Annotated in this window: 20 protein-coding genes and 4 pseudogenes; 15 read left to right on the top strand and 9 right to left on the bottom strand. The window is 42.6% G+C overall.

Features of this window, described 5'->3' with window-relative positions; genetic code table 11:
* Positions 1–1,012, top strand: a 1,012-nt coding sequence (locus tag LQV63_RS28625; protein WP_267934245.1) for a PEP-utilizing enzyme, incomplete at its 5' end; no start/stop codon positions are given.
* A 270-nt stretch (positions 1,013–1,282) separates the two neighbouring features.
* Positions 1,283–1,570 carry an Ntn hydrolase family protein gene (locus LQV63_RS28620; protein ID WP_036703233.1) on the top strand — a complete coding sequence of 96 codons (288 nt, stop codon included), beginning with the start codon at positions 1,283–1,285 and terminating at the stop codon, positions 1,568–1,570.
* A 596-nt stretch (positions 1,571–2,166) separates the two neighbouring features.
* On the opposite strand, the gene LQV63_RS28615 is transcribed toward LQV63_RS28620, so the two are convergent.
* From LQV63_RS28615 to LQV63_RS28605, 3 genes are all read right to left on the bottom strand, one after another.
* Positions 2,167–3,120, bottom strand: a complete 954-nt coding sequence (locus LQV63_RS28615) for a hypothetical protein (protein WP_233699257.1) — start codon at positions 3,118–3,120, stop codon at positions 2,167–2,169.
* A 41-nt stretch (positions 3,121–3,161) separates the two neighbouring features.
* Complete coding sequence (locus tag LQV63_RS28610; RefSeq protein ID WP_233699256.1) at positions 3,162–5,057, bottom strand: hypothetical protein; 1,896 nt, start codon at positions 5,055–5,057, stop codon at positions 3,162–3,164.
* Between the two features lie 689 nt (positions 5,058–5,746).
* Positions 5,747–6,589 (bottom strand): SMP-30/gluconolactonase/LRE family protein, encoded by an 843-nt coding sequence (locus LQV63_RS28605; RefSeq protein WP_233699255.1) that lies wholly within the window; start codon positions 6,587–6,589, stop codon positions 5,747–5,749.
* Between the two features lie 114 nt (positions 6,590–6,703).
* On the opposite strand from LQV63_RS28605, the gene LQV63_RS31890 reads away from it, so the two are divergent.
* From LQV63_RS31890 to LQV63_RS28560, 9 genes and pseudogenes are all read left to right on the top strand, one after another.
* Positions 6,704–6,964 carry an oxidoreductase gene (locus tag LQV63_RS31890; protein ID WP_325175934.1) on the top strand — a complete coding sequence of 87 codons (261 nt, stop codon included), beginning with the start codon at positions 6,704–6,706 and terminating at the stop codon, positions 6,962–6,964.
* 4 nt (positions 6,965–6,968) lie between these two features.
* Positions 6,969–7,862 (top strand): annotated as a pseudogene (locus LQV63_RS28595) (ATP-binding cassette domain-containing protein); the annotation flags it as partial.
* Positions 7,862–8,125, top strand: a pseudogene (locus tag LQV63_RS28590) (23S rRNA (adenine(2503)-C(8))-methyltransferase ClbB); the annotation flags it as partial. The pseudogenes LQV63_RS28595 and LQV63_RS28590, both read left to right, overlap by 1 nt.
* Positions 8,126–8,508: 383 nt before the next feature.
* The gene (locus LQV63_RS28585) at positions 8,509–9,285 is read left to right on the top strand and encodes an NUDIX hydrolase (protein WP_233699254.1); all 777 of its coding nucleotides are present in this window, start codon (positions 8,509–8,511) and stop codon (positions 9,283–9,285) included.
* A 159-nt stretch (positions 9,286–9,444) separates the two neighbouring features.
* Positions 9,445–10,020, top strand: a complete 576-nt coding sequence (locus LQV63_RS28580; protein WP_233699253.1) for a cysteine hydrolase family protein — start codon at positions 9,445–9,447, stop codon at positions 10,018–10,020.
* Positions 10,013–11,497, top strand: coding sequence for a nicotinate phosphoribosyltransferase (locus tag LQV63_RS28575; protein WP_233699252.1), 1,485 nt, complete (start codon positions 10,013–10,015; stop codon positions 11,495–11,497). The genes LQV63_RS28580 and LQV63_RS28575 overlap by 8 nt, the downstream gene beginning before the upstream one ends.
* Positions 11,498–11,513: 16 nt before the next feature.
* On the top strand, positions 11,514–12,128 hold the full coding sequence (gene nadD / locus LQV63_RS28570) for a nicotinate (nicotinamide) nucleotide adenylyltransferase (protein ID WP_233699251.1): 615 nt from the start codon (positions 11,514–11,516) through the stop codon (positions 12,126–12,128).
* An 18-nt stretch (positions 12,129–12,146) separates the two neighbouring features.
* A complete protein-coding gene (nadE, locus tag LQV63_RS28565) occupies positions 12,147–12,965 on the top strand; it encodes an ammonia-dependent NAD(+) synthetase (RefSeq protein WP_233699250.1) in 819 nt (272 codons plus the stop codon).
* A 228-nt stretch (positions 12,966–13,193) separates the two neighbouring features.
* The gene (locus LQV63_RS28560) at positions 13,194–13,373 is read left to right on the top strand and encodes a DUF4177 domain-containing protein (RefSeq protein WP_019419530.1); all 180 of its coding nucleotides are present in this window, start codon (positions 13,194–13,196) and stop codon (positions 13,371–13,373) included.
* Between the two features lie 205 nt (positions 13,374–13,578).
* Here LQV63_RS28560 and LQV63_RS28555 read toward each other — a convergent pair whose 3' ends face one another.
* Positions 13,579–13,965: a hypothetical protein gene (locus LQV63_RS28555; RefSeq protein ID WP_019419529.1), complete on the bottom strand. Its 387-nt coding sequence runs from the start codon at positions 13,963–13,965 to the stop codon at positions 13,579–13,581.
* 326 nt (positions 13,966–14,291) lie between these two features.
* On the opposite strand from LQV63_RS28555, the gene LQV63_RS28550 reads away from it, so the two are divergent.
* On the top strand, positions 14,292–14,393 hold the full coding sequence (locus LQV63_RS28550) for a histidine phosphatase family protein (RefSeq protein ID WP_157259427.1): 102 nt from the start codon (positions 14,292–14,294) through the stop codon (positions 14,391–14,393).
* Between the two features lie 139 nt (positions 14,394–14,532).
* Here LQV63_RS28550 and LQV63_RS28545 read toward each other — a convergent pair whose 3' ends face one another.
* Complete coding sequence (locus tag LQV63_RS28545; protein ID WP_019419528.1) at positions 14,533–15,090, bottom strand: helix-turn-helix domain-containing protein; 558 nt, start codon at positions 15,088–15,090, stop codon at positions 14,533–14,535.
* Between the two features lie 111 nt (positions 15,091–15,201).
* On the opposite strand from LQV63_RS28545, the gene LQV63_RS28540 reads away from it, so the two are divergent.
* Complete coding sequence (locus LQV63_RS28540; protein ID WP_019419527.1) at positions 15,202–15,786, top strand: LysE family transporter; 585 nt, start codon at positions 15,202–15,204, stop codon at positions 15,784–15,786.
* 55 nt (positions 15,787–15,841) lie between these two features.
* Here LQV63_RS28540 and LQV63_RS28535 read toward each other — a convergent pair whose 3' ends face one another.
* Complete coding sequence (locus tag LQV63_RS28535) at positions 15,842–16,120, bottom strand: hypothetical protein (protein WP_019419526.1); 279 nt, start codon at positions 16,118–16,120, stop codon at positions 15,842–15,844.
* 452 nt (positions 16,121–16,572) lie between these two features.
* Here LQV63_RS28535 and LQV63_RS28530 point away from each other — a divergent pair, with 452 nt between their 5' ends.
* Together LQV63_RS28530 and LQV63_RS28525 are read left to right on the top strand one after the other, a co-directional pair.
* Positions 16,573–16,806: a glycine zipper domain-containing protein gene (locus LQV63_RS28530; RefSeq protein WP_019419525.1), complete on the top strand. Its 234-nt coding sequence runs from the start codon at positions 16,573–16,575 to the stop codon at positions 16,804–16,806.
* 27 nt (positions 16,807–16,833) lie between these two features.
* Entirely contained in the window at positions 16,834–17,430 is a 597-nt protein-coding gene (locus LQV63_RS28525) for a hypothetical protein (protein WP_233699249.1), read from the top strand.
* On the opposite strand, the pseudogene LQV63_RS28520 reads toward LQV63_RS28525, so the two are convergent.
* From LQV63_RS28520 to LQV63_RS28510, 3 genes and pseudogenes are all read right to left on the bottom strand, one after another.
* Positions 17,416–17,921, bottom strand: a pseudogene (locus LQV63_RS28520) (hypothetical protein). The gene LQV63_RS28525 and the pseudogene LQV63_RS28520 overlap by 15 nt on opposite strands.
* A gap of 238 nt (positions 17,922–18,159) precedes the next feature.
* A pseudogene (locus tag LQV63_RS28515) lies at positions 18,160–18,603 on the bottom strand (SRPBCC family protein).
* Between the two features lie 22 nt (positions 18,604–18,625).
* Positions 18,626–18,829 carry an ArsR/SmtB family transcription factor gene (locus LQV63_RS28510; protein WP_325175933.1) on the bottom strand — a complete coding sequence of 68 codons (204 nt, stop codon included), beginning with the start codon at positions 18,827–18,829 and terminating at the stop codon, positions 18,626–18,628.
* Between the last annotated feature and the right edge of the window lie 94 nt (positions 18,830–18,923).

Here is an 18,923-nt window from a genome sequence, read left to right as displayed (position 1 = left end):
ATTGGATGTCGCAGATGTGATCCGTCCTTATCCGGAGATCATTGAATATTTGCAACATGTCAAAGATGAGCACTTTTTGGATGAACTGCTTAAGTTAGATGGCGGGCAGGAAACCCGAGACGCGATCAAAGGTTATCTCGACAAATACGGAATGCGATGTGCCGGAGAAATCGATATGACTAGAACGCGCTGGATCGAAAAACCAATTATACTTGTCCCGTTGATCCTTGGTAACATCAAAAACTTTGAGCCTAATGCTAGCCAGCGGAAATTTGAGCAAGGGCAGCAAGAAGCTTTGAAAAAAGAACAAGAGTTATTAGAACGATTAAAGCAATTGCCTGATGGTGAACAAAAAGCTAAAGAAACAAAACAAACGATCGACTTCATCCGGAATTTCAGCGGGTATAGGGAATATCCGAAATACGGCATGGTTAATCGCTACTTCGTGTATAAACAGGCTTTACTGAAAGAAGCCGAACAACTCGTACAAGCGGACATCATTCATGAAAAAGAAGATATCTTCTATCTCACTTATGAGGAACTTCACGAGGTTGTACGCACAAATAAACTGGATTTCCACATCATCAGCAAACGAAAAGACGAGTACAACTATTATGAAAAACTAACTCCACCACGTGTTATCACGTCTGATGGTGAAATCATTCCAGGGGAGTACAAACGAGAAAATCTGCCTGACGAAGCGATTATAGGTCTACCCGTGTCTTCCGGAGTTATAGAGGGACGCGCACGTGTCATCTTGAACATGGAAGATGCTGATCTAGAAGATGGAGATATATTAGTCACCGCCTTTACGGATCCTAGCTGGACACCATTGTTTGTATCTATAAAAGGTCTAGTCACCGAAGTTGGCGGACTGATGACCCACGGGGCAGTTATCGCACGTGAATATGGCCTGCCTGCAGTTGTAGGAGTGGAGAGTGCCACCAATCGGATAAAAGATGGACAACGAATTCGCGTGCATGGAACAGAAGGGTATATCGAAATATTGTAATGGTTAAGTACGTCAAGTAAGAGCCTTGTCATATGGGTGCTTTTCTTATATGAAAAACCATCTAATACAGCACATGACATGCTGAAAAACATGAAGTAAAATTAGGTACATTAAAGAGCCGTAAAAGTCGCTAACGAAGGCAACAGTGAACAGTTGCTAACAGGACTTGTGGAGATGTGGAACAGAACACTAAGTGAAAAGATGGGACGAAATCCATTTAACTTAGACAATCGTTTTTCCTTTTACTTGCAAAGTTTGAGGTAAACGAAAGTGGGGGAATTGAAGCCTAAAATCCATGCCTATCAATCACACTTTCAAGAATTTAATTGGGGAGGAAGTAAGGCAATCATAGGAGATGATAAGGTGTACCCAATTATGATGTCATATTATAAAACCAATACAGATGATTTGACATTTGAAGAGGCATTAGATTTTTATCAAAAAGGATTTGTGGAAGTTATGGAACAAGTAGAAACCGTCGGAGGTCCAATTGATATCTATGTACTGGACGCAAATCCTAATAATTCCTATTGGCAAGAACATAAACCTGACAATTAGGTTGTTATTACATATGGATGTCTTTTTTGCTTTATTAAAGTATTTCTTATTGAACAACGGGTAGCTAGTGTTCAATAAGTGCGAGCCATATACAGCAGCCACTGATCTTTTACAATCGGGCGCGTTTGTAGAACAAGAAGTAAAAGGGTGATACATATAATCATGTCTAATAAGTATCACCCTCTATTTTTTTATGACTTTTTACGATTTATGTCTTGATAATTCGATGCCCCTTAAAAACCACCTTCTTTTTACTTTAAATCCTTAAAGTTGTTTAATTTTGAACCTACAAACCAGCAAAACAGGACCCATTAATTCTCAGAGGACTGGATATCGGTAATTGTAGCCATCTTAATCCGCTGCACATACTGGTTGATGTTTACCAAGCGAATTTTTTGTTTAAATTGATCCTAATAATGAATTTACCTAATGGAATGAAAAAACGCTCCTGATGGTAATAGGTAATGTCTACAGATAAGTTATATTCATGTACATAGCACAAAAGCCGATGACTCATTATATTTTGTAATGAATCATCGACTTTTGATTTTGAAGAGTAGTTAGTCAACAAGTCCTTGAATCGGCAGATTACTGCATTAGAAGCCTGCTCTAGGGCGAACTATCAAGCCGGTATCACCATCATACAACCCCAAATCCATACTGACGATATCTCCAGAAGGCTCTTGAACTCTTACCAACAGACGATGGATCGACCTCAGTTTTCTTACATCAAATGTACTTCCCATTCCCACGATTTTTTTACCATCCATCAACCATGTAATGTTTTCACCTTGAATAGGACCATGTTGTCTAGAAAACCCCTGTGCAAACAGGAGAGGACCCGAAGTATCTCCCAGCAGAATTTCGGCCGGTTTATAAGGAAGTTCAAAAGGTCGCGTCTCGACGTATGCTGTTTGATAACCATTGGTCGCAATCACCTGAGCCACACAATGTTTACCACCTGGCATTTCGCGTAAATCTAAGTCAAATTCTGTTTTTCTTAGATTGACCCCAGGCCGTACCCAGTGTTCATAGTCATGAGAGAACCTAACATAGTAGGTGTAGGGAGTTTTTTTATGATGTCCAGATTTTGCTTCCCATCGAAGATGCAAGATACCCAGGGGATCGATATCTCTCGTCTTAATCGGATGATGGAGCACGAAATCCGGCAGCTTCTGTGTTACATTCAACACCCCGATTTCTTTGCTCCCTTTGCGTAAAACAACGCGTGCTGTCTGACGGTGATAGGGAAGTCGTTGGACAAAAGTGCCCCATTCCTGATCTTCTGCAAAAAAATCAGGTTGTGCCAGAGCACAGGCGAGGACATTTCCTTGGCCATCCTCAAACAGAATCCAATAGTCATGCGTCCAATTCGTGGTCTTTATGGTATCAACATGCTCTACTGGATCCGGAAGCTGGAGTCCATGGGGTTGCCGGTACGTTCGAATACATGGGCTCCAACGAACGTCATCGTTGCGAGACAAACGGCCGCGTACTCGAACGAAGGGGGCTTCAAATTCACGACTAGCGATAAGATGTTCATTTGTCATGGCGATAATTCCTCCTTTTTAAGGCTCTATGTGCATCATCACTATTCCCGAAAATCTTGAAAGAGCTTGTTCCAATGATAGGCGCTGATCCACTGATTCTCATAAGGTAATCCAAGACTTCCACAATAACTCATAAAGTCGCTGACGGTTGGTGAGAACGCAACTTTACCGACTACGTCCACACCTACCTCACCGATTAAACCATTTGCAGGCACAAAATCGTCATCAGTATCATCCGGATAATTCCCTGATGTTCCGCATGGAGCATGATCCAGACCATATAGGTGCCCAAGTTCATGGCCCACCGATTCCATGATGTAAGAATAGCCCAATGCTACATTGTCCCATTTGCGCGATGTACCAAAACGGTTCATAGACACGTTATTTGGGATGAGAGCATATGCTTTTGTTTCTTCGGAAGTTTCTTCTTGAATATCTTCCAGGTCATCTAATAGATCATGCATGCCATCGTCAGTGCTTAAGTCGTGTGTATTCATTACCACCTCAGATCCTGGGATGATCCAATATCGTATTGCCTGTCCGGGATCAGTCGGAATAGGATAGATTAATGGAAGTTGATTCACCGCCGCAAAGTAACTAACTTGACTCGGAGCGGGAACACCATTACTTGCAATACGAATCATGAGGATATCCAGTTGTTTCGCTGCTGTAAACGAGACCGATGTTTGTATCGGTGCACTGAAATTTCCACCTACGGTGGCTTGAACAGTAAGATTCAAAGTACCGTTTGCAATCTCTGCGGGGATGATAAAATTCAGGGTGTCCGAGAAGTTTGCTCTATTGATGGCCGACGCCGGTTTTGCGGTCATTGGAGCGATAGATTGAATTGTTAGGTAAGTCGCCCCAGAGACAGTGAGAGTTCCTGTGACATTATCAATCGTACCGCCAGCGGCGAGTCCGGAGTCCAAATATGCCCTGACGAGCGTGACTTTGTTCGCTACCAATGGTACAGAATTGTCAGGGGCGAGCGCGCTAGCAAAGTGTTGAATGGCTTGTGTAACCTCAAGTCCAATAACGGAAAGGCTGGGACCATCACCGGCAGGTGGAAGCATATCTACCGTCAAGTTAATTACGTAACCTGTATTGTCGTTGTCCGTGCTAGTAGGTCCTAGTTGACGCTGTCCTAATGTGCTTGGATCACTAGGGTCGATCGTAATCAGCGCTTGTCCAAGGGAATTTTCATGCCTCTCTCTTGAGGGCCAGTTCCGATCATCATCGGCGTAACCCTCTACCCAGATGACCGTAGGTCCGTTCAAGGTTAACCGGATAGTAGTTGAATCCAAACCGTTGTTCAAAGGGTAAGAATTAACTTCGTCCACTTCCTTATCGGCATTGTTCCAACGGAAGATCTCTTGGTGGAAGGCAGGACGTCCGTTTTGTTCCGGAGCTTGTGCGTGCATGTAAATAGCCATATGTGTGCTTCCCCATTCCTCATCCTCATACAGAATGAGATTATCCAATTGGATTCTAACCTCAGCCGGAGATGGTTCCGCGATAAGTGAAGCTTCGAGCGTGACAAGGTAGCCCGTATTGCCGTTGTCCGTTCGTGTTGGTCCAAGCGTCAGGGTACCTAGTGAACTCAGAACGCGAGGATCGATTGTTTTCGAGGCCGAACCAAGTTGATTCTCGTTGTCGTCTGAATTTGGCCAAGCGTTGTCATCATGCGTAAAAGCCGAAACTTGAATTGTGGCCCATGAGGATAGATCAATGTCAATCACATTGTTATTTTCCGGATCGATCGCTAAACTATATGTAGTCGTTTCGTCAACTTCTCTTCCAAGATTGTTCCATTGAAAAGCTGCCAACGGCGTACCGGAGCTATCACGAACAGTAGCGTACATTGCCATGTGCGTGTCTCCCCATTCCTCGTCTTCAAATAACGTAAGGCTACGAAAATTTAATCGAATACGTGCCATAAATGAACGACTCCTTTTCTGTTCACTGGGCAGCAAGCTAACGTAGTTCGCATTACCAAATGATAATATATACCAAATACACCTATATTATACAAACTAAGATTGTTGCGAGTTCACACAAAAAACGCCGAATTCAAATGAATTCAACGTGTGTTCCTCTGTGACTTTTTTTATTTGGCGTCATTACTTTAGAATTAAATGACGTTTGGCACTACTTTAGATTTAAAATAAAGTTTGATCATTTATAACAAACTCTGATCCTTTGTAAAAAAGTTTGAACAGAATCCCCAATTATGTTATTCCATTTAATGGCGCAATTCTGCAGTAAGAATTGTGCTTTTTCTTTAGTTTAAGGGCCATTTTATTGAACGAGAATAAAAAAATAAAGAAGATAATTTGCTTAAAATATGGATAAAAGGGCGGATACCCTGGTTAGCAATTGCAATGTATGGCGTCGCGGATGTGGATAAATACGTACACACGACCAGCGTTGGAACAACTAGAATTAATTGCTCTAATAGGAGGTTTTGTTATTCAAAGCCCATATGCTTCTGTCGCGAGGCAACGACAAAAAACATATGGGCTTAATCGCTTTACGACACGGATTTATGCGCATAATTGAGGAAATGAGATGAAAGGGAAGAAAGGGGGACGAGGGTTGCTAAAATCGCCGTTATCGCAACCTTAATCTAAAAACTTCTATGCAACAAACTCCAACACCTTCCAGGCACATCGGATTGAAACATTTCAATGCTTCCTGTATCAGACATTGTCACATAGCAGGTTCTTCCATCAGGTCCCCCAAATGTAAGGTTGGTACAGTTTTTACCAATAAGGGAAATTTCGCTTAGTAAAAGACCATCAGGGGAAATCTTCGCCACCATACCTTTTTCAGGGCGAGTAACAAACAAATTGCCTGCCACATCACAGCGCATTCCATCAAGTCCAAAATCCCGAAACTCTACCAATAAGCGTTTATTACTCAATTCATTAGTACTTGATAGATCATATACCCATATTCTTCTTTGCGAAGATTCGTTTACATATAATTTTTTACCGTCAGGACTCACTTCAATTCCATTCGTCGTTCCCATATTCCTTTCTAATAAATGCGTGTTTCCATTTGTATTAATACGCCACAATTGCCCCTTATTTTGATGGAGCCAGTTGGGGTCACTAGCGAATAAAACACCTTGTTCGGTTATCGCTAAATCATTAGGCTGGTTCATTGCAGGTTCATTAGCATGTACACGGATCTCTTTCGTTTCAAGGTTAACGGCGAATATATTATGTTTTTTAAAATCTGCAATGTACATAGTTCCATTAGGGTCAATACGTGTCCCGCATCCGGTACTTCCCGTAGGCAATTCAATAAAAACACTGCTTTTTCCATTTGGGGTTACTTTACCAACCGTGCCATCTCTTTGAAAATTAACGGCGTAAATATTCCCGTTTTTATCGCATGAAGGACCTTCTATTAAGCGTGTAAATCCATCCGTTAGAATTTTGCTCTTAAATAACTCAAATCGCATGGTTTAAAATCTCCTTTCCTCAATACATGGATTCACTTAGTATGTTTATTTTCCGCTAAGTCAAAAAAGTACGATTAATGCAAAAAATTCTCTTATCGAAAGACGGTCGGTTCAATACCGTTTCACAACTCTAATTCAAAATATCCCGTTGCACCGAGTGTAATTCCTTTATCTGGGGACATTAAAGATTTTTTTAATGAATATGAACCAAGGGAACTAACATCAAATGAGATATGGCAGCTCATTTATCGATTTGGGAATGCCGCTCACGGCTATTTAATCAATCAATTTTTATCTCCTCACCACAATAAACTTCAAGACGAGTGGGGCGGTGATTTGAATGGCCGTATGAAATTCTTAATCAAAACCCTATGAGGAAATGCGTAAGAAAGTAGGGGAAGACTTCCCGATAGGGTTGAAATTTGAGCATGTAAGTTTACAAATCGATACCAACTGGAAATTGGGCTTTACGGGGAGGAACGGCCGGGGCAAGACTACGTTTCTCAATCTGCTGCTCGGCAAGTATGAATACAGCGGAACGATTTCCTCTAACGTCAGTTTCGAGTATTTCCCGTTCCACGTCGAACACAAGGAAAACTATACATTCGATGTGGTAGCCGACATCCATCCGGACTATGAGCACTGGCAACTCATGCGCGAGTTTTCGCTGCTGAAGTTGTCAGAAGATGTGTTGTACCGACCGTTCGACTCGTTGTCCAACGGAGAACAGACGAAGGTAATGCTGGCGGTTCTGTTTTTGAAGGAGAACAGCTTTTTGCTTATCGACGAGCCGACCAATCATCTGGATCTGCATGCTCGGAAGCTAGTAAGTGATTATTTGAACGACAAGAGCGGTTTTATTTTGGTGTCACACGATCGGGCGTTTCTCGACAATTGTGTGGATCACATTATTTCGATCAATAAGACCAATATCGAAATCCAGAACGGAAACTTTTCAGACTGGTGGGAGAACAAACAAAGACAGGACAATTTCGAACTGGCCGAGAACGAAAAGCTGAGGAAGGACATTAAGAGGCTGTCCGAAGCGGCCAAGCGAACGAGCAACTGGTCGCACGAAGTAGAAAAAACGAAAAACGGCACCCGTAACTCCGGCTCCAAGGTCGACAAAGGATACATCGGTCACAAGGCCGCCAAAATGATGAAGCGATCCAAATCAATTGAGCAAAGACAGCATTCCGCGATCGAGGAAAGATCCCAGCTCCTGAGAAACGTCGATAGCTCGGAAAGCCTGAAAATATCGCAGATGACTTTCGAGGGTTCAACGACTCGACGGAGCATGCGAGAGCGGTTGCCGCTCTGTTAAGGGGAAGGGGATCTTGGGAACATCTCTACCACGTGAACCTAATTCCCTACAATTCGACAGAAGTGACGCCTCAAAGCTACTTGCCAACTGACCCTGAAAGGATCAAAACGTTCGTTCGGACGTTGAAGCTAAATGGTGTGAACGTTACGGTCCGAACTCAATTCGGATCGGACATTAATGCGGCATGCGGTCAGTTATACCGAACTGAATAGTCGACGTTTGAAAATTTAAACGACAGTTAAGAGAAGCGGTTGCCGTGAAGAAGGCAACCGTTTTCTGCTATGTTAAGATACGCAATAAAAAAATTCATACAAAATTGTGCAGTAACCTTAAGGGATCTATTGAAGCAAGGAGCAGTTTGCCGGAGCAGCTGCTCCTTTTGGTGTTCGACTAGAACTTTTACAATTATGCTTTTTTAACTCGACATATCGGAGTAGATTCGTACTTCTTTTCTTAACCTTTTTTTGCCCAAAATAAGTTAGAACAAAATGTATTAAAAACATAGAATATATAGGTTGACAAATGTAGGAACTATGATTAATATACAATTAACACATTGGTAATTGTTAAAAGAGAGAAAGGGTTGTGCTTATAAATGTCAAACAAAGATGCCTTAGCACAATATAATGTAAAAAAATATCGAACGCCAGATGGCTATACATCAGATATTGCTGTATTTACGATATTGCCTGTTACAATCAAAGAATTCAAACCGCCCGAGATGGATCTCAAGATTATGCTCATTCAGCGGAGTAAGCTTAACAGCGAAGGAACGCCAAATATCGAAGCAGGGAAGTGGGCATTGCCTGGTGGCTTCGTAAATCCAAATGAGACTGCATTTGAAAGTGCAAAACGTGAGTTACAAGAAGAAACAGGTGTAGAGAACATTCATCTTGAACATTACGGTGTATATGATAGACCAGGACGTGATCCGCGGGGCTGGATGATTACAAATGCACACTTTGCGATTGTTCCAGAACACAAGTTGTCCAAAAGACAGGCAAACGATGATGCCGCAGATGTTCAACTGTTCTCGGTAAAAGAGGTCATGAATCTTGAGCTTGCTTTTGATCATGCACAAATCATTGCAGATGCGATTCATGTGATTCGCCAGAAACTTCTCGAAACGACTGTCGCAAAGGAATTTCTACCTGAAGAATTCACTTACTCGGAGCTGCAAGCCGTTCTCCTTACGGTCACTGATGATTCCGCAATTGCATTGGAATCGGCATTTGCAAGAAAGGTCAAATCTTTGCCATTTATCCAAGAGGTTGTAGGGAAGAAGACAACCCGAACATCTAAACGACCGACACAGTTGTACCGATTCGTCGATATGGAACTAAACAAATCCATTTACCATACCAGAATGTGATTGATGATAGATGCTTAAAATAAGATGGTGACTAAAGTAAATAGCACTCCGAAGTCGATGTGAGATGGTTGAAGTGCTATTCTAACTTTATTGTCACTACTCTTTTTACAATTAACAATTAACAATTATGCAATAGTTAAATTAAAGGAGGAGTACAAAATGAAAAAGAAAGCACTTATTCATATTGACTATACAAAGGACTTCGTTGCTACGGATGGGGCATTGACTTGTGAAGCACCAGGGCAAGCGATTGAAGGGCGAATTACTGAAATTACGAAAGAGTTTATTCAAAGCGGGGATTTCGTTGTATTCGCAATCGACATTCATAAGGAGAATGATGCATTCCATCCGGAAACGAAGCTGTTCCCGCCGCACAACATTGAGGGAACAGATGGTCGGAAGCTTTTCGGTCAATTGGAGGATCTGTATCAAGCAAATAAAGACGCAAATAATGTCTATTGGATGGACAAAACAAGATACAGTGCATTTGCAGGAACGGACTTAGAACTTCAACTTCGAGCAAGAGGAATAAATGAACTTCATCTTGTAGGCGTTTGTACGGACATTTGCATACTCCACACCGCAGTAGATGCTTACAATAAAGGCTTCGATATTGTTGTTCACGAGGATGCCGTTGCAAGCTTTGATGCCGAAGGTCATGTATGGGCACTAAGACATTTCAAAGGTTCGCTTGGAGCTGCAGTAGTCAAAAAGGAGGAAAACGAAGATGAATAAGATTGAGCTTCCGGTATTCAATCATTGTGATGACAGTTTCGCGCTGCATACCGATAAATATCAAATTAATATGGCGCAAGTCTACTGGCAAAATGGCATGCATAACCGAAAGGCAGTTTTTGAAGTGTACTTCCGCAAGCTTCCATTCCAGAACGGATATGCGATCTTTGCAGGCTTAGAACGAGTCATCCGATATTTGTATGATTTCCGTTTTACTGAGAGTGATTTGGATTTTCTTCGGGAGGAAGGATACAGTGAAGAATATCTGGACTACCTTCGGACAATTCGTTTCACAGGAACCGCTCGTTCGATGAAAGAAGGTGAATTGGTGTTTGCGAATGAACCGATTATGCGAATTGAAGCACCGCTGGCAGAAGCACAACTTTGTGAGACGGCAATACTTAATATCGTTAATTACCAAACCCTTATTGCAACAAAGGCATCTCGTATGAAGCAAGTTGCGGTTGATGATCATTGCATGGAGTTCGGAACTCGGAGAGCGCAAGAAATGGATGCCGCGATTTGGGGTACGAGAGCTGCATACCTTGCGGGGTTCGAAGCAACATCGAATGTAAGGGCAGGGAAGTTATTTGGCATCCCAGTCTCGGGTACACACGCTCATGCAATGGTTCAAGCATACCGTGATGAATATAAGGCATTTAAAGCCTATGCTGAAACGCATAAAGACTGCGTATTTCTTGTTGATACCTATGACACACTGAGATCTGGTGTCCCTACGGCAATTAAAGTGGCAAAAGAGTTCGGTGATCGTATCCACTTTAAGGGTATCCGACTTGATAGCGGAGACTTAGCGTACTTATCGAAAGAAGCTCGTAAAATGCTTGATGAAGCAGGCTTCCCGAATGCCAAAATCTTTGCATCAAACGATCTCGATGAACAAACCATCATGAACCTGAAAACACAGGGGGCTAGAATTGACGTGTGGGGCATTGGCACCAAGCTGATTACAGCGTATGATCAACCCGCTTTGGGTGCTGTATACAAGCTGATCTCGATTGAAGACGAAAACGGAGATATGGTCGATACGATCAAAATAAGCTCGAATCCTGAAAAGATTACAACCCCTGGACGCAAACGTGTATTCCGGATCGTCAACAAGGCGAATGGGAAATCGGAGGGCGACTACATTGCGCTGGAACATGAAGAACCGAAGTATGAACAACGCTTGCACATGTTTCATCCCGTTCACACATATATCGCAAAATTTATAACGGGCTATGAGGCGAAAGAACTTCATCATACCATCTATGAAAATGGCAACTTGGTCTACGAGTTACCTACGCTTAAAGAAATTAGGGAGTTTGTAACAGAAAATCTCGATGTATTGTGGGATGAATATAAACGCACCCTCAATCCAGCCGAATACCCTGTTAACCTCAGTCAAGCATGCTGGAATAACAAGATGCAATTGATTGAAGAAGTTCGAAATAAAGTTCAAGCAGCTCTCGAGGCATAGAAGGAGGCTGTATACGATGGCGAAAATCGGGATTTATGGATCATCCTTTGACCCTATCACGAATGTCCATCTTTGGACAGCAAGCACAGTAGCACATCGTTGCAAGCTGGACAAGGTGATTTTCCTGCCTTGTTCCAGTAAGCGGCAAGATAAACAAATGCATGTTTCGGATGAACATCGTATCAACATGGTTCGGATTGCGATTGAGGGCAACGACAAATTTGAAGTTGACGATTTTGAAATGAATCAACCTGGTTGGGAAATCGCCACGTACAAAACAATGAAGCATTTTCGTGAGAAATTTCCGAATGACGAAGTATATTTCATCATGGGTGCTGATCTGCTCGTAGATATCGGTGAAGGGAAATGGAAACGGGCAGAAGAACTAATTCGTGAAAATAAGTTCATTGTCATGGCAAGAGACGGCATCAATATGCTGTCGGCCATTAGCAAATCTCCAATTCTTCGGAATGCAGACGATGGTTATACGTTTCATTTGATCGACAAGGGGCTGGCAATGGAGATTAGCTCTAGTTATATCAGAGATGAATTCAAAATGGGTGGAGAACCACGCTATTTGGTTCCTGATAAGGTTTACGACTACATTCAAATCAATCACCTGTACAAATAGTGAAAGGGGAAGCGGGATATGAATAAGCAAACCGGAATCATCAACGCACTGCATGTAAAACGCACGATTGTACCTTCGGAAGAGCTTCGTTATAGAGTGAATTTCCTTAAGGATTATTGCCGTAAAACGGGAGCGAAAGGATTTGTGTTAGGAATCAGCGGGGGGCAGGATTCGACACTTGCAGGACGATTATCCCAATTGGCGGTTGAAGAGCTTCGTGCAGAAGGCTATGAAGCCAAGTTTATTGCGATCCGTTTGCCTTACGGGACACAAACAGATGAGGACGATGCCCAGCTTGCTTTGCAGTTCATTAATCCTGACGCTACGCTTACGTTCAATATAGAGGCTCCTGTACATGTTTTTGCAGAAGCTTATGAGGGTGCTGACGGAAAAGCTCTTACGGATTACCACAAAGGGAACGTGAAGGCAAGAATGCGTATGATTGCACAGTATGCTGTGGCAGGCGAGCATCAGTGCCTTGTTGTTGGAACCGATCATGCCGCAGAAGCAATCACTGGCTTCTACACCAAGTTTGGTGATGGCGGAGCCGATATTCTCCCGCTAGCTGGACTGACGAAAGGTCAAGGGCGTGAACTCTTAATAGAACTACATGCACAAGAACGTCTATATCTGAAGACGCCAACAGCAGATCTTCTCGACAACAAGCCGCAACAAGCTGATGAAGCTGAGCTTGGTTTGGAATATGCCGTGCTTGATGAATATCTTGTCGGCAACGAAGTTGCTCCAGAAGCGAAGGTGATTATTGAAAACCGCTACGCGGTGACACAACACAAACGGGAACTGCCTGTAACACCATTCGATCAATGGTGGAAGTAAGGAAACAGACGGGATTCCCGTTAGTTACGAACCTTTTTCGAAAGGGGCTTGTTGATAGAGATGGCCGATTGACTAGAACATCATGATAGTAGGAGCCGCGTACACCGCGGTTTTTCGGCAGTGATGTAAAAAAATGAAAGTACTAGACTGAAAAATAAAGTGTTAGACTGAAAAATAAAGTGTTAGACTGAGTATATAAAGTAGTAGACTCACGAGGAGGATACATACATGTATACGTATCATTTTGAGAAAGTTAAGATTGGGATATCGCAAAAGAACGCAGAAACTAAGGTGCAAGAGATCATCCACGAGCATGCTAAGGAAGGCTGGCGCTTAGTTCAAGTGATTCCACCATATCATGGAGCGTTTACTCCGTGTTTTGAAATCATCTTTGAAAAAAAAGAATAAGTAGCTACGATGAAAATAGAACGTCGTGAATTCTATAAAAATCTGTAATAACTCAAATAAGCTGCCAATAGTAGCCTATTTGAGTTATGTTTGAGGTATCATTATTTCCCATAAATATACAGCTAAGGTTTTTGATCCATATAATCCTTTGAGATTCTTACATGGATCTTCCGACCAGCTTGTCTTTCCGACAGACTACATTAGATTACAGAGATACGTAAATGGAAGTGGGACCTGCCAAAAAGGTATTCGTTGCGCCCCAAGCAAGCTGATTGCCGTTTGGACCAACCGCTCTAATTTCTACTCTATAGGCGCTGCCCGTCTCCATCCCGACATCTCTGTTTGTGGAACTCTGACTTCCCCACTCATGCAGGTTTCCGTTTTTATACACGAAAAACTCATAGTGAGATGCGCCAGAAACATTTCTCCAAGAAATATTAGCGAAGAAATAAGACTGTGCAGAAATCGACTCAGAATTGACAACACTTGCGGCTGTTGGTGCAGAAGCTTGAGTGCTCTCTTGGGCAAAAGCTGGAACAGCGGAAGTAAGTAAGAGAGCGGTTGTAAGCACGGTTGCAAACATTTTTTTCATTGTTTGGCACACTTCCTTTTCAATTTTTTCAATACCTTAAGTCCGTTGAGTGTAATTATCTTCCAAGTGCCTTTATATTACCATTAATAGAAATAGAAGATAAATATTACTCTTTTCCTATTTTTTAGATATTTTCATGGTGCTTAAGGCGTGGATAATCGCGACAATCCGACACTGCGGCCGTATAGAGGCAAACAAGTAGGCAGCGAGTTGGTATGCTGATAAACAAGGGTCATTCTCGAAGCAGATAAGATACCGTATTATTCAGCATTCATATCATATCTTGCCTCTAAAAATACTTGTCTACATGCAAGCTATAAACCCTTATGAATACTGCTGAAATCATTCGTAGAGATCGGAATATCGGGATTAAGGAATGTGACGAATTCAGAGAAATCAATTTGGGTGTCTGGGGAGGAAAGACTTAATTTAGAAGAAAAGCTTAGGCAAATCACGACTCCTAATTATTCATCCAGCTTGTCTATGTAAAGAGGAGCCTTCCATGGATTAAATATTATTTACAAGAAAGCAGATGGCATGAAGCCTGATCTGCTTTCTTTTTTCATCCTATTTCATAGGATAATAAATAGTCATGCTTAAGCGGGTCAACGTATCGCCAGGATTGGAATACAGGTGGGGCCGATCGGCTTTGAAACGAATAGAGTCTCCGCTATTTAGGTGATGTTCATGATCATTTACTTGAATGATCAATTGTCCTTCAAACACGGTGATATACTCCTCTGTACCATCTTTATGGGAATCTGAGCTCAGTTCCCCATGTGCTTCAATTTCTACACTGTATATTTCAAAGCGTCTATCCTCCTGATAGAGAAATGAGGGGTAGACTCGATATTTTCCGCTATCTTCCGTTAGAACTTTCATTTCATTACGCAGCACCACTTTTGCTTCTTGATCAGGTTCGTTAATCAACGAAGAGAAAGAAATCTTTAGCCCATTGGCAATCTTCCAAATGGTAGTTATGGTAGGGCTAGATTCACCTCTCTCAATTTGACTGATCATCGTTTTGCTTACACCACTCAACTCTGCGACCTTTTCCAAGCTTAGCTTTTCTTTCTCGCGAATCGCCTTCAAATTTTTAGCAAGAATATACTGAATGTCTTCCATTCCGTTCACCTCACGCTATTTACGTTATAACGATCATTATGTACAATATATAGAATGTTCACTATAATGTACGTTTTGAACATTATAACATACCCTAGAGGAGGTTCTAAAATGCCGTTTCTATCATTCTTATTGTTTGTCGTCGTTAGCAGCTTTACTCCTGGCCCGAACAATATCATGGCGATGGCGTTTGCTAACCAAATAGCTTTGAAACGCTCTTTGATTTTTTGTGCCGGGGTAGGCGGAGGATTTTTCGTTATTACATTATTGTGTACCGTATTTAATCTGCTGCTCACCAATCTTCTGCCTGTTATTGAAACACCGCTAATGATATTCGGCGCAGCCTATATGCTCTACTTAGCTTACAAAATATTAACTAGTAATAGCCAGAGCCGCGATCAGGCGGCAGTACACAAGAACCTGTTTTGGATTGGGGCCTTAATGCAATTTATTAATCCCAAAGGCATTTTGTATAGTATTGCAGTAGTGGCAACGTATATCCTTCCTTATTACAGCACTTATTTTAGCTATTTCATGTTCGCCGTGGCTTTAGGCTTTGTTGGTTTCCTGAGCACCTTTAGCTGGAGCTTGTTTGGTTCCCTTTTTCAATCCTTTATATCAAAGCACAGGAAGCCGTTTAATATCATCATGGCCTTGCTGCTTGTTTATTGTGCAATATCGATCATCTATCCTTAGTGATTTTTACAAACCGAATGGAAGATTGAATTTGGTGTATAGAAGAAGCTGCCTATCATTTATTCTTTGCGACTTCTTGATATAATGTCTCCAGATGCTGCTGAACACTTCGAAGTTCATCTTTTCCGCTTAATGTAATATCGTATAGAGAACCTTTGCTAGTCAGATAACCTTCGCTCGTCAGATGATCCAGCTCTAGTTTTACTTGCTGAGGACTAAATTGATAGCCGTGGCTGTTAATTTCAGGTTGGATCTCCTCAGGTGTAATTGCATGTTGATTCGCATGATACAACAGGTGAATTCGTGTAAATGAGTTTTCGAAATCTGAATGCATGGTAAACGCTCTCCTTTTCATAAATGGTATTCAATCACAGTTATCATTGTTTTTCTGTCCCTGTATTATGCATTGCCCGTAATCGTAACTTAGATTGTATTCAATCCATGATGTGAACTTTACGCTACCTGCATGTAACGGCGGACTGACCTTGAATAATATACCGCCGTATACCTTACAAAGGCCAAGAAGCGGGTACATCTTTTGTTATCAAGCGGAGAACAGCAAAATATTAGGAGAACAAAGAAGCCATTGCGAAACTTCTGGCGGATGGCGCTGATATTGACGCTACGGATGAAAGAGGTAGAACCTCTGATTCATTAATATTTTTGTTTATAAGTTGTGCGTCTCCCGCTCGGTGAATCGATTTAGAAAGATCAGGGAAAGCTATGTTTTGGAATGATACGCAGGCAAAAGCAGCGTTTCCCATCACAAAATGAGGAGTGAAAGAGATGGCTAAAAACAACGACCGTAACCGAAACGATGATTCTAAACACAACACGGCTGGTTTGGGAACTGGAGAGGCTGTAGGAACAGTGAGTGGTGGTGCCGTAGGCGCTGTAGTTGGTTCCGCTTTGGGGCCTGTTGGAACCGTTGTAGGTGGTATCGTAGGCGCATCGTTGGGCAACAAGGCAGGCGATCAAGTTGATAGTAATAACGGAACTGAACAGGATAAACAGGAATAGCTTCATTTTTTAGTGAGGAAAATCAGGGTGCAGAGGAAACTCTGCACCCTCTATTCACTGTATCAGATGAAGAACGACTCGGCATTTGCCTATTTAGTAAAGAACGCTTCTGAAACGATTCCGCTTGCTGACACTTTGATGGCAATCAGTGAGTCGAAGGAAAATGAAGAACCTGCTAAGATTCGGCAATTGATCGATAAGGCGAAGATACAAGCGGAAGAAATCGATGAGCAACTATTAACATTCATTGTATTTAGTGATATCTACACAAACAATGCTGTTCCTAAGCATTTTGTTAATAATACTGCAATGACAACGGATGAGCAGCTGGACATGTTTATTCTTGCTCGTGAGGCGAGGATATGGTGGCCGTTATACGATACAAGCTATTCGTATTGGAAATCTAATCCTAAAACGATAGACGCCAAGACTAGAAAAACCTTGCGCTCACTTGCGACGGAGCTCCGTGAGTTAAACAAGACGATTATGTTGTTTAAGGATGAAGCACATCACATGTTTTTCCAAGAGCAAGCGGAGCTTAATAAAGCGGCGATGCTGCGGCAGTTGAAACCACACCTTGAAAGATTAAAAAAGATCCAAGATGATTTTTCAGGACATAAATAACCCGAATACATGGAATGGGGTCACCACGAAGCTATCAGAAGTTGACCTTGAGTCATTCACTAACGGGAGCAATAGCAACAACGTGAATGCGTTGGCAAAAGCGGGATTTGTAATTGAGCAAATGATTGAGCGATCCGATAATGTTAGCGCACCTTCATCAAGAGATACCGAATACCAAGATTCATCGAAATAACATTTTTTAAAAGTCGAAGTAATCCATTGTTATGCCACATTCTTCTTCCATGGGCGATCAAATAAATTTTGCTGAAAAGTCGCATGACGTCAAGTGCTGCTTAGCCTTTTCGATTTGTTTTTCTGATATATCCACAGCCTATCTCCAGCATCTTTTCCCCTGATACGTCGCCAAAAAGCTGGCATTTTTCTTCTGAGACAAATGCTCCATAAAAAGGAAGTACGGTTGCTCCTAAGAAGTCACTTCCTTTTGTATCCCAATAGAAGCTGTTTGTTTTATACACAGAATTCTTGTCCATGTCAAATCCCTCCCCAAGTATAAATAATATGAGCCTACACGTATATCCCGACTTGCGCGTTATCCCAATAATAATTCGGAGATTGCTCAAAATGTAGGAAATGGACTTTGAGACTAGCAACGAGGACATGGGTTCGATGCCACCTATGTCACCAAATGCAAAGAACACGCCATATTCAGCGTGTTCTTTGCGACGAGGAGGGGATCATGAAGGCTCCTTCTCTGTTCTTGATCGCCATCTACTGCTTCTGGTTGTGCAGGTGCGTCATCAGATCGTCGAGCGTATTGGTCCAGCCGTCGTACACGAACTGATCGCCGGGGTGACCGGCGAATCCGCGCAGGTGGAAGATCATCTCGGTGCGGTCGCCATGTGCGGTGAGGGTTAGGGTCACGACAGGGGAGTTCTCGATGGGAGCATCGGGGTAACCCCAGGTGAAGACGAGCCGTTCGAAAGGTACGACGTCGAGGAACGTACCTCCGGTGGGATACTACTCGCCGGTCTCGATGTTAACCATTGTGTAGCGGTAGCGTCCGCCTTCGCGAACGTCGAAGGAGATGGTCTCCAGGGGCGTCGAAGGCAACCAGGCGGCGAGTTCCTTCTCCTCGGTCCAGGCGCGCCACACGAGCTCGCGGCGGGCATTTAGGGTGCGGGTAATGGTGAACTCCGGTACGGATGCAGGCATGTTCATTGTTCCTCCTTTATGGTCATGGTATTGAGTGTTCTTCCAGAGCGTCGAAGCGCTGGTTCCACTCGCGGCGGTGCTTCTCGACCCAGGCCGACACCTCATCGAGAGGCACTGTGCGTTCGATCAGCCCTGCTCGCTCCAGCACTTTGAGGTGCTGGGAGATCGCAGGTGCGCTTATCTCGAAGGGCTCGGCGACCTCCCTGACTGTCGCTAAAACTTCTATTTACTCTATTACCCATAGGTTCAATAGGAGATAAAGTCGAGTAATTCCCTTTTATTGTAATCAATTCTTGTGAGCTAATCGTAGTAATTAATCA

The sequence above is a fragment of the Paenibacillus profundus genome, assembly GCF_021369635.1.
GTDB classification, from domain to species: Bacteria; Bacillota; Bacilli; order Paenibacillales; family Paenibacillaceae; genus Paenibacillus_B; species Paenibacillus_B profundus.
This window is presented reverse-complemented; position numbering and strand designations above follow the sequence as displayed.

Coding starts and splice junctions, on each gene's coding strand:
- LQV63_RS28615 (WP_233699257.1), bottom strand. CDS start 3,120: ATGACAAATGAACATCTTATCGCTAGTCGTGAATTTGAAGCCCCCTTC.
- LQV63_RS28610 (WP_233699256.1), bottom strand. CDS start 5,057: ATGGCACGTATTCGATTAAATTTTCGTAGCCTTACGTTATTTGAAGAC.
- LQV63_RS28605 (WP_233699255.1), bottom strand. CDS start 6,589: ATGCGATTTGAGTTATTTAAGAGCAAAATTCTAACGGATGGATTTACA.
- LQV63_RS28585 (WP_233699254.1), top strand. CDS start 8,509: ATGTCAAACAAAGATGCCTTAGCACAATATAATGTAAAAAAATATCGA.
- LQV63_RS28580 (WP_233699253.1), top strand. CDS start 9,445: ATGAAAAAGAAAGCACTTATTCATATTGACTATACAAAGGACTTCGTT.
- LQV63_RS28575 (WP_233699252.1), top strand. CDS start 10,013: ATGAATAAGATTGAGCTTCCGGTATTCAATCATTGTGATGACAGTTTC.
- nadD (WP_233699251.1), top strand. CDS start 11,514: ATGGCGAAAATCGGGATTTATGGATCATCCTTTGACCCTATCACGAAT.
- nadE (WP_233699250.1), top strand. CDS start 12,147: ATGAATAAGCAAACCGGAATCATCAACGCACTGCATGTAAAACGCACG.
- LQV63_RS28560 (WP_019419530.1), top strand. CDS start 13,194: ATGTATACGTATCATTTTGAGAAAGTTAAGATTGGGATATCGCAAAAG.
- LQV63_RS28555 (WP_019419529.1), bottom strand. CDS start 13,965: ATGAAAAAAATGTTTGCAACCGTGCTTACAACCGCTCTCTTACTTACT.
- LQV63_RS28550 (WP_157259427.1), top strand. CDS start 14,292: ATGAATACTGCTGAAATCATTCGTAGAGATCGGAATATCGGGATTAAG.
- LQV63_RS28545 (WP_019419528.1), bottom strand. CDS start 15,090: ATGGAAGACATTCAGTATATTCTTGCTAAAAATTTGAAGGCGATTCGC.
- LQV63_RS28540 (WP_019419527.1), top strand. CDS start 15,202: ATGCCGTTTCTATCATTCTTATTGTTTGTCGTCGTTAGCAGCTTTACT.
- LQV63_RS28535 (WP_019419526.1), bottom strand. CDS start 16,120: ATGCATTCAGATTTCGAAAACTCATTTACACGAATTCACCTGTTGTAT.
- LQV63_RS28530 (WP_019419525.1), top strand. CDS start 16,573: ATGGCTAAAAACAACGACCGTAACCGAAACGATGATTCTAAACACAAC.